The organism is Lysobacter sp. Root690, from assembly GCF_001427785.1.
In the GTDB taxonomy this organism is placed as follows: Bacteria; Pseudomonadota; Gammaproteobacteria; order Xanthomonadales; family Xanthomonadaceae; genus Lysobacter.
Window position 1 is genome coordinate 343,258 of the sequence record NZ_LMHM01000012.1, and the last position, 8,670, is coordinate 351,927.

Genomic DNA, 8,670 nt, shown 5'->3' on the forward strand with positions numbered 1-8,670 from the left:
ATTAGCGACTTCGCAGCGCTGGATGAACTGCGCGACTTCAGGATCAAGCCACAGCCAAAGCCACAGCCACAGCCAAAGCCAAAGCCAAAGCCACATGGTCTCCCTGTAGGAGCTTGGCGCACAAAGAGCTCAAGCAAAGCACGCCGCGCAAGATCGCCGTGCGCGATCAGCTACCAGGACAGCCGAACGCATGCTCCTGGTCACAATGCAGAACCGGCGCGAGCTCGGGCAAGCGCTGGGTCGTCTTGCCGACGCACTCGATCGTGGTGTCGCGCCCATCCGGCGCGGTCACGCTGACGCCGTAATCGGTGACCGGCGATTCGGTGCCGTCGTAGCGCTTGAACAAGGCATAGCGATAGCCGCCGTTGGCGAAGCCGATGTCGACGTAATACGTCATCGCCCGCGTGTACTCGTTGTAGGAAAACCGCGCGAGCGAATCGGCGGCGCCCGCCGACGGATATTCGAGTTCGACCTTGCCCGGTGGGCCGAAGCGGTAGTGCAGCGCGCTCGGCGTCTTGCCGGCGGCGGCGCCGCACAGCGAGATCAGCTTCTTGGCGCGGGTCTGGCAGGCGAAATAGGCGACCTCGCCGGCGCGGCAATGGTCGGCGGCGTGCGCGAGCGGCATGAGCAGTGCCAGCGCGAGCAGGCACCAGCGGCGGGTTCGGATCATCGGGGGCGCTCTCCATCGCGCGAACAGATCAGTCGATGATCACCGATCCAGCTGCGCCAGCGCCATGCCGATGATCGCGAACTCCTTTGCCGGTTCCTCCTCGTCGCTGAGGAACCACGCCGCCGAAAGCCCCTGAAATGCGACGATCCACTGCAGCAGACGCCGCCGGTCGATCCGCCCGTGCTCGACCACGTCGTCCAGTCGGCGTTCGAACTGGCCCGGCGCCAGCGCGGTTTCCTCATCGGGGTCGGTGAACAGATTGGCGAAGTCGTAGCCGCGTTCGCCGATCACGCGCTTGGGATCGATCGCGATCCAGCCGCGCTCGGGACCGGCGTCGAGCACGTTCTCATGATGGATGTCGGCGTGCAGCGGCAGCACCTCGCGCGGCTGCGCCAGCAGTTCCTGGGCGATCTGCCAGCAGCGCGTCAGCACGCCGCCGTGGCTGCGCGCATAGGTGTCCAGGTCGGCGAACCACTGGGTCAGCGGCGCCAGTTCGGACGGCGGCGGCGTGTTGCGCGGCGCGTGCAGGCGGTTGATGGTCTCGCACAGGATGCGGGTGGCGTCCTGGTCGCGGCCGTTGCGCGCCATGTGGCTCAGCGAGCGCGGGCCGCAGGCGCGTTCGATCAGCAACGCGTCCTGATCGAACGCCAGCACGCGCGCGGCGCCGTCGCCGTTCCACCAGCGCATCATCAGCGCGCCGAATTTTTCCTCGGCGTCGCGCGGGATCTTCAGCATCGCCGCTTCGCCGCCGTAGCGCACCGGCAGCAGATCGCTGCTGTGGGTGTGGATCGGCGCGCCGTCGGGCACGAGCTTCCAGGCAGTGAGATGTCGATCGAACGGCGTCATGCGCGGGCGTGGATTCGAAGCCGGGATCATCCGATATCGGGATCGACGCGCGCGATGCAAGCGGGCGTAGCAGGGCGAGCGGATACGTTTCGATTCGGCCGCATGCGTCGCGGCGGTGGAGTGAATCGTCCGGCCGGATCAACCGGCCTGCGACAGATCGATCGTCACCGAATCGGCATCGCCGCGGCCGATCTGGCTCAGGCCGCCGCGTGCGACATCGGTCTGCGTCGGCGATGGCGCGCCGGACTCCTCGCGCTCGCGCAGCACCTGCAGCGCCTCGGTATCGGCGGCGACGCGGTGACGCAGCGATTTGCAGCGCTCCACCCCGGCGTCGGTCAGCTGCAGAGCGGGTTCTTCGCCCGGAACGATCAGGCCGGCCTCGACCAGGGCGGTGGAGATCAGCCGATCGTGCAGTGCCCGCGAATGCCGGGTCAGCGGCTGCCCCTGATCGATGCGTTGCAACACGTCCAGCAACGCCAGTTCTTCCAGGCTGATCGGATCCACGGTACTGCTCCAGAACAAGTGTGCGCACTATGCCATGGCGCACATCCGCGCACATCGAAACCTGCCTGCTGAATGCGGCGCGCGACTGACGCATTCAGGATTTTCATGTTGCCGCCGATGGGTCAACGAACCGATCGCGCAAACACCGGTCGCCTCGCCGCGCACGGCGCGAAACACGACTCGATGGGTCCGGCCGCTGGCGACGCGGGTCGCCTGAAACCAGGTCGCCCGAAGCGATCGCCAGAAAGCAGAACGCCGCCCGAGGGCGGCGTCCGGCGAAGCGGAGCGAAGCGGAGCGATGCGGAGCGATGCGGCGGCCCAGGGCGCGCCGCACCAGCGGTCATCAGGCCGCGGCGTCCTTCAACTTCTTGAGCGGACGGACCTTGACCTTCACCGTGGCCGGCTTGGCGGCGAACCACTGCTCTTCCTTGGTGAACGGGTTGATGCCCTTGCGCTTCGGCTTGGCCGGCACGCTGACGGCGGTGATCTTCAGAATGCCCGGCAGGGTGAAAGCGCCCGCGCCCTTCTTGTTGATCGAGGCATGCACGGCGCCTTCGAGCGCGGCGAGGATCGAACGGATGTCCTTGGCGACGACACCGGTGGTTTCGGCCAGGTGAGCGACCAGAGCGGACTTGCTCAGCACTTCCTTGATCGGCTTCGGAGCGGCCGTCTTGGCGGCGGCCTTCGGAGCAGCCTTCGGAGCGGCCTTCTTCTTTGCAGCGGGTTTTTTCGTAGCCATAGTTTTTTCCGGTAAGACTCGTTGGATGGATGGGTTGCCTGGATAACCCCTCGGCAAGGCGGAATGTAGGGCAAGCTCGACGCGCCGCCAAGAGTTTTCGATGCAAATAGTGGCTGTTTTTCAGTTGCGCGCCGGCCCGCGCACGCATCGGCGGCGGAAAATCCCTTGCGAATGAAGGTTTAGGCGCGTTCGCGCGCTCGCGCGCCGATCCGCCGCGGGCGAGAAAAAACCCTGAAAAACAGGGTGTTTGTGCTTTCGTGTCGCGGCGCAGCGCCGCTTTTGCGCGCGACCGGCCGCGCGCGGCGACGGTCAGGACACGCGGCGCGCAACTTCGGCACGGCGTTCAGTCGCGGTGTGGCCGATGGGCGCATGCGCGCGCGAACCGGTGCTCGCGCGAGTTGCGATGCGCGGCACGGATGTGCCCAGCGGTGTCGCGCGATCGTGATCGGCCGCGCGATCGGACCGAATGATGGTCCGCGCGCGGCCTCAGCCGCGATGCTCCAGCGCCAGGTATTCGGCCGATTGCATTTCGATCAGGCGCGAGGCGGTGCGCTCGAACGCGGCGGCGAGGCGATGGCCCTGGTACAGCCCGGTCGGCGCCTCGTCGGCGGTGCACACCAGGTTGACGTGACGGTCGTAGAACTCGTCGATGAGATTGATGAAGCGCCGCGCGGCGTCGTCGTGAATTCCGCCGGGAAAGCGCGGAATGCCGCCGAGCAGGACGGTGTGGTACTCGGTCGCGATCTCGATGTAGTCGCTGGCCGCGCGCGGGCCTTCGCACAATGCGGCGAAATCGAACCAGGCGTGGCCGTCGGCCAGCGCGCGCACCGGGATGTCGCGGCCTTCGATGCGCAGCGGGCCGCTCGCGCTGGCGCAGCCGGCGGCCAGTTCCTTCCAGCGCCCGGCCAGCCAGGCGTCGGATTGCGCGTCCAGCGGCGCGCGGTAGACCGGCGAACGGGTCAGCGCGCGCAGGCGATAGTCCTGGGCGCTGTCGAGCAGCACGGTTTCGCAGTGGCGCTGGATCAGCTCGATCGCCGGCTTGAAGCGGTCGCGCTGCAGGCCGTCGGCGTACAGATTGGCCGGCTCGGTGTTGGAGGTGGTCACCAGGGTCACGCCCTCGGCGAACATGCGATCGAGCAGGCGCCCGAGCAGCATCGCGTCGCCGATGTCGATCACGAAGAACTCGTCGAGCACCAGCACGCGCAGCTGATCGCGCCATTCGCGCACGATCTTGGCCAGCGGATCGCTCTCGCCGGCATGGTTGCGTAGCTGCGCATGCACCTCGCGCATGAAGCGGTGGAAGTGGGTGCGGCGCTTTTCGGCGATCGGCAGGTGTTCGTAGAACAGGTCGATCAAAAAGGTCTTGCCGCGGCCGACGCCGCCCCACAGGTACAGCCCGCGCACGCCTTCGCGCGGCTTGCCGCGCAATCGGTCGAACAGGCTCTGGCTGGGCGGATCGAGCACGCCGGCGTGGATGCGGTCGAGTTCGCGCAGGGCCGGGTGCTGGGCCGGATCGTCGCTCCAGTCGCCGCGTGCGACGCCGGCGGCGTAGGCCTGCGACGGCGTCATCGCGGCGGCATCGGCGGGGTGCGTGGCGGCCTGACTCATGGCGAGCGCAGCACGCGGCCGCCGGCCGACATCAGCCGCACCGGCGGGTGTTCCTGATAACCGTCGGACCAGGTGTCGATGGTCTGAGGCAGTTTCGCGGCCCAGGCCGGGTCGTTGCTGTAGTAGCGCAGTTCGGGCTTGCCCTGCTTGTCCTGGGCGCGGATCGCGACCCAGAACGTGCCGCCGTCGGTGCTCTGGATCAGCAGCGCGCGCATGTCGCTGGCCAGACCGCGCACGTAGCCGTTGGTGACGGTGGCATTGAGGCCTTCCTGATCGGCGCGGGTGTCGATCACATCGAGGCGTTCGACCAGCAGATCGTAATCGTCACCGAGCAGGCGGCGCAGGCTGGCGTCGTCCTCGGGCTTGAGCAACAGGCCCAGATCGAGCAGGTTCCATTGGGTGGTCGCGACCGCCTCGCCCAGGCCGGGCAGGTAGCGACCGCTGAAATGCACGCCCAGGCCGGCGCCGCAGTCGTTGCTGGTGTGCTGCTGTTCGATCTGCAGCTGGCGGTGGAAACGGTGGAAGGTCAGCTCGCAGCGGGTGTTGTCGCCACCCCCGCCGGGCTTGCCCTTGTAGACCATTTCGTTGTCGTTGGCCGCGCGCGCGCGGCCCGACAGCAGGCCGGTGTTGGCGCCGGAGCTGGCCTGCAGTTCGATCTGGTAGTTGTCGCCGCCCAGCGATTTGAGGTTGAGCGTGGCGCCGCCGTCGCTGCGGGTCCAGTCGCCGTCCCACTGGAACTTGCCGGCGATCGCGGCCGGTTGCAGTTCGGTCAGGCGTTCGACGTAGGCCATGCGCAGGCAGCGCACCTGACCGTCGCAGCGGTCGCGTTCCTTGATCCAGGCGAGCTGGTCTTTCTTCAACTGGCCGCCGTAGGCGCTGGTCTTGAGCGCGGCGCGGTAGGCCTGGGCGAGTTCGCCGTCGCGGCGGCCGAGCACCGGGTCGGCGCAGATCGCGCGTTCGTTCTTGCTGGCGGCCTTGGCGCAGGCGATGCCGGCGGCCGCGGCGTCGCCGGGCCAGGCGGTCGCGATCAGGCTGGCGCAGAGCGACAGCAGCGCGAGGCTCAGGGCGTGGCGCATCGTGGGGAATCCTGTGGAGGCAATGCGGAAGGCGATGATGATGGCGCGGATCAGGCCGGATTGGGCCGGGTCGGGCCGAATCAGGCCGGGTCGGGCGCCGGGTCCGACGACGCACTCGCCGCGGTCTCCGGCGGCAGATGCGGGCGGACCGAATTCTTGATCGCGCCGCGCAGATCGATCAGGCGGCGATGGAAGAAGTGGCTGGTGTCGGGCATGCGCACCAGTTCGGGCGGCTGGCGCAGGCCGTCGAGCCAGGCGTAGACCGCTTCGGGATCGACGATCTCGTCGGCTTCGCCCTGGATCACGATCCACGGATAACCGCTGGGCGGCGCGATCCGGTCGAAGTCCCAGCGTCCGGCCGGCGGCGCGATCGAGATCAGCAGCTTGGGCTGCAGTTCGTCGGCCATGCGCAGCGAGACATAGGCGCCGAAACTGAAGCCGGCCAGCCACAGCTGCGCGTCCGGACGCGTCGCGCGCACCCAGGCGGCGACCGCGCGCAGGTCGTCGCCTTCGCCATTGCCCTGATCGAACTCGCCTTCCGATGCGCCGGTGCCGCGGAAGTTGAAGCGCACCGTCGCCGCGCCGCACTCGCGCAGGGCGCGCGCGGCCATGGTGACGACCTTGTTGTGCATGGTTCCGCCCTCGGTCGGCAGCGGATGGCAGACGATGGCCACGATCGGCCGCGGCGTCGCTTCGGCGGCCTCGACGATCATCTCGATCGCGCCGGCCGGACCGGGCAGGCTCAGCGCGGTGGAAGCGTCGCTGGGAAAGGCGGGAGTGCTCATGCCCGGCATGATACGGGGCGCGGTGAGCGCGGTGTTACGACGGTGTGTTGCGCGCGCCTGGGCGGTGTTTGCGGACAGGTCGAGTACAGCGGTTGCTGGCTGCGCTTCGCCATCGGGTTTCGATGGCGCCGGATCGGGAAACGCCGGGGCTGAAACTCACGTGCGCGCGACATCACAAATCTCGACGTGCTGTGCGGACAGGACATCAGGCCCGGCGTGGTTCGACCCGATCGCGTCGACCCGACGCCGCGGCGTTCAACGCGGCATCAAGTCGAACCCGAGCAACACCGGATCGTGATCCGAACTGCGCCACGGCCCCGCGCCGCCGTCGCGATAACCCGCATGCTCGGGCTCGTCGGCATTGGTATGCCACTCGGCCGCGCCGCGCAGCCGCGTCGCCAGCGACGGCGACAGCAGGGCGTGATCGAGCCGGCCCAGTTCGCCGTCGTAGACATAGCTGTAAGGCGCGTCGACCTTGGCCACCGCGAACGCGTCCAGCCAGCCGGCCGCGTACAGCGCGCGCAGTGGTTGTTCCTGCGCGTGCGCGTTGAGATCGCCGACGATCATCGTCAGGTCGCCGCGGCTGCCGGTCGGGTCGGTCTTGAGCCACGCATCCAGGCGTTGCGCGGCCTGGGTGCGCTCGGCGTTCCAGCACGACGCGCCGTCGCCTTGGTCCTTGTCCAGGCCTTCGGCGTTGCCGCAGCCCTTGGATTTGAAATGGTTGGCGACCACCACGAACGCCGGCCCGGCGCGCTTGCCGGCGCCGATCGCGGTGAACGCCTGCGCCATCGGCACGCGCGCGAGCGGACCGAAGGAGCCTTGCTCCAGGGTCGCGGACACGCCGCGCGCGGCCACGCGCTGGCCGCGATAGATCAAGCCGACGCGGATCGGGTTGCTGCCCGGGCCCTTGATGCCGGCCGGGCAGGGCTGCTTGCACGGCGCGGCGAAACGCCAGTCCTGCGCGCCGCCGTCGGCCGCGTCGGCGCGATCGAGCGCGGCGACCAGATCGGCCAGGGTCGAATCCGGGCCGTAGCCGTCGTTCTCCAGCTCCATCAACGCGGCGACGTCGGGGTTGAGGGTGTGGATGGTCTCGACCAGCTTGGCCAACTGGGCGTGGTATTCGGCCTGGGTGCGCGCGCCGCGCGGGGTCGGAAAACCGCCGCCGCGGCCGTCGCCGTTGAACAGGTTTTCCAGGTTGAACGCGGAGATGCGCAGGTCGCCGGCGACTTGCGGCGGCTGCGGGCGTGGCGCGGGCTGCAGCGTCGGCGCGGTGGCGAGCAAGACGCCAGCGTGGCCGCCGACCGGCCAGGCGATGCCGTCGACCGCGTCGAGCCGGCTGCCGCTGCGGGCGGCGAATGCGGCCTCGCTCAGCGTCGCCGCGTCGCCGCTCAGCACCACACGACGGCGTTCGTTGTCGCTCGCGATCGCGCGCGCCGCGTCGCTGCCGGGCGCGGCGCGCTCGCCGGGTTGCCACAGCGGGCCGTCGAAGGATGCGGTGAGGGTGTGGGTCTTCGGATCGCGTTCGCCCAGGGTCAGCGGCGCGGCGATGCGTACACGCATGCCTTCCAGGCGCGACCAATCGGGTGCGGCGTCGATCGCGACCGGCGCGATCGAGGCCAGCGCCTTGCGCTGCGCGCGCGCGGTCGACGGCTCGATCCGTTCGGCGTCGATCGCGGTGACCGTGCGCGGCGGGCCCCGGCGGCCGCTGTCGACCGCGGCCTCGCGGACCCGGCCGGTGACGCGCACGAGCTGATCGGGCGCGAGCGTCGCGGCGGCCGCGCCGGTGACCCAGATCGCGTCGGAACTGGCCGGGTCGCCGTCGCCGCCGTCCTGCACGATCCAGCCCGGCGCCGCGTCCGCGCCGGCGCGCGCGAGGGTGACCCGGCCTTCGATCGTGACCGTCTGCCCAACCAGCGCACTGGCCGCGCCGTGGCCCTGGACCGCGCCGATCGCGAGCGTTCCCTGCGCGCGTTCGGAGCGCGGAGCGGTGGCGCAGGCCGCGAGCAGCAGGCAGGGCGCGAAGGCGAGGGCGGGACGGAATCGCGTCATGACGGGCTCGGCGTGGGCGTTGGAGCGGCCATTATCCGCAGCCGTGTGGCGCTGTCGCGTGTGTTGTGTGGCGGGTGGATGAGCGGTGGCAGTGAGCGCCAGGACCGGCGGTGCGAGGCCGACTGTCGACGGCAGTGGCCGGGAGACCGGCGCAGACAACAACCACGCGTTGCGGCTTTTGCTGTTCGCCCCTTTGCAAAAGGGGGGTAGGGGGATTCGCTTTTAGCCACAGGTCGCGGCGAATCAAGAGCAAAAGCGAATCCCCCCTGGCCCCCCTTTTGCAAAGGGGGGAACCCCTTGCGTCGGGGCTGAGGCGATCGGAGCCTTTTTCGAATCCCGAATCCCGAATCCCGAATCCCGAATCCCGAATCCCGAATCCCGAATCCCGAATCC

General features: G+C 69.1%; 8 protein-coding genes. All 8 read right to left on the bottom strand.

Annotated features, from left to right (window positions below; all coding sequences use genetic code 11):
* Positions 1-166: 166 nt before the first annotated feature.
* Positions 167-670: a hypothetical protein gene (locus tag ASD86_RS09315; protein ID WP_056109710.1), complete on the bottom strand. Its 504-nt coding sequence runs from the start codon at positions 668-670 to the stop codon at positions 167-169.
* Positions 671-709: 39 nt separating this feature from the next.
* A complete protein-coding gene (locus ASD86_RS09320) occupies positions 710-1,516 on the bottom strand; it encodes an aminoglycoside phosphotransferase family protein (protein ID WP_056109712.1) in 807 nt (268 codons plus the stop codon).
* Between the two features lie 138 nt (positions 1,517-1,654).
* Positions 1,655-2,020: a hypothetical protein gene (locus ASD86_RS09325; protein ID WP_157476373.1), complete on the bottom strand. Its 366-nt coding sequence runs from the start codon at positions 2,018-2,020 to the stop codon at positions 1,655-1,657.
* Positions 2,021-2,363: 343 nt separating this feature from the next.
* The gene (locus ASD86_RS09330) at positions 2,364-2,759 is read right to left on the bottom strand and encodes an HU family DNA-binding protein (RefSeq protein WP_056109716.1); all 396 of its coding nucleotides are present in this window, start codon (positions 2,757-2,759) and stop codon (positions 2,364-2,366) included.
* Between the two features lie 486 nt (positions 2,760-3,245).
* On the bottom strand, positions 3,246-4,328 hold the full coding sequence (zapE, locus tag ASD86_RS09335) for a cell division protein ZapE (RefSeq protein WP_056110657.1): 1,083 nt from the start codon (positions 4,326-4,328) through the stop codon (positions 3,246-3,248).
* 35 nt (positions 4,329-4,363) lie between these two features.
* On the bottom strand, positions 4,364-5,443 hold the full coding sequence (locus ASD86_RS09340) for a lysozyme inhibitor LprI family protein (protein ID WP_056109718.1): 1,080 nt from the start codon (positions 5,441-5,443) through the stop codon (positions 4,364-4,366).
* An 80-nt stretch (positions 5,444-5,523) separates the two neighbouring features.
* Entirely contained in the window at positions 5,524-6,228 is a 705-nt protein-coding gene (locus tag ASD86_RS09345; protein WP_056109720.1) for an alpha/beta fold hydrolase, read from the bottom strand.
* A gap of 255 nt (positions 6,229-6,483) precedes the next feature.
* Positions 6,484-8,277, bottom strand: a complete 1,794-nt coding sequence (locus ASD86_RS09350; protein WP_056109722.1) for an ExeM/NucH family extracellular endonuclease — start codon at positions 8,275-8,277, stop codon at positions 6,484-6,486.
* Positions 8,278-8,670 lie beyond the last annotated feature (393 nt).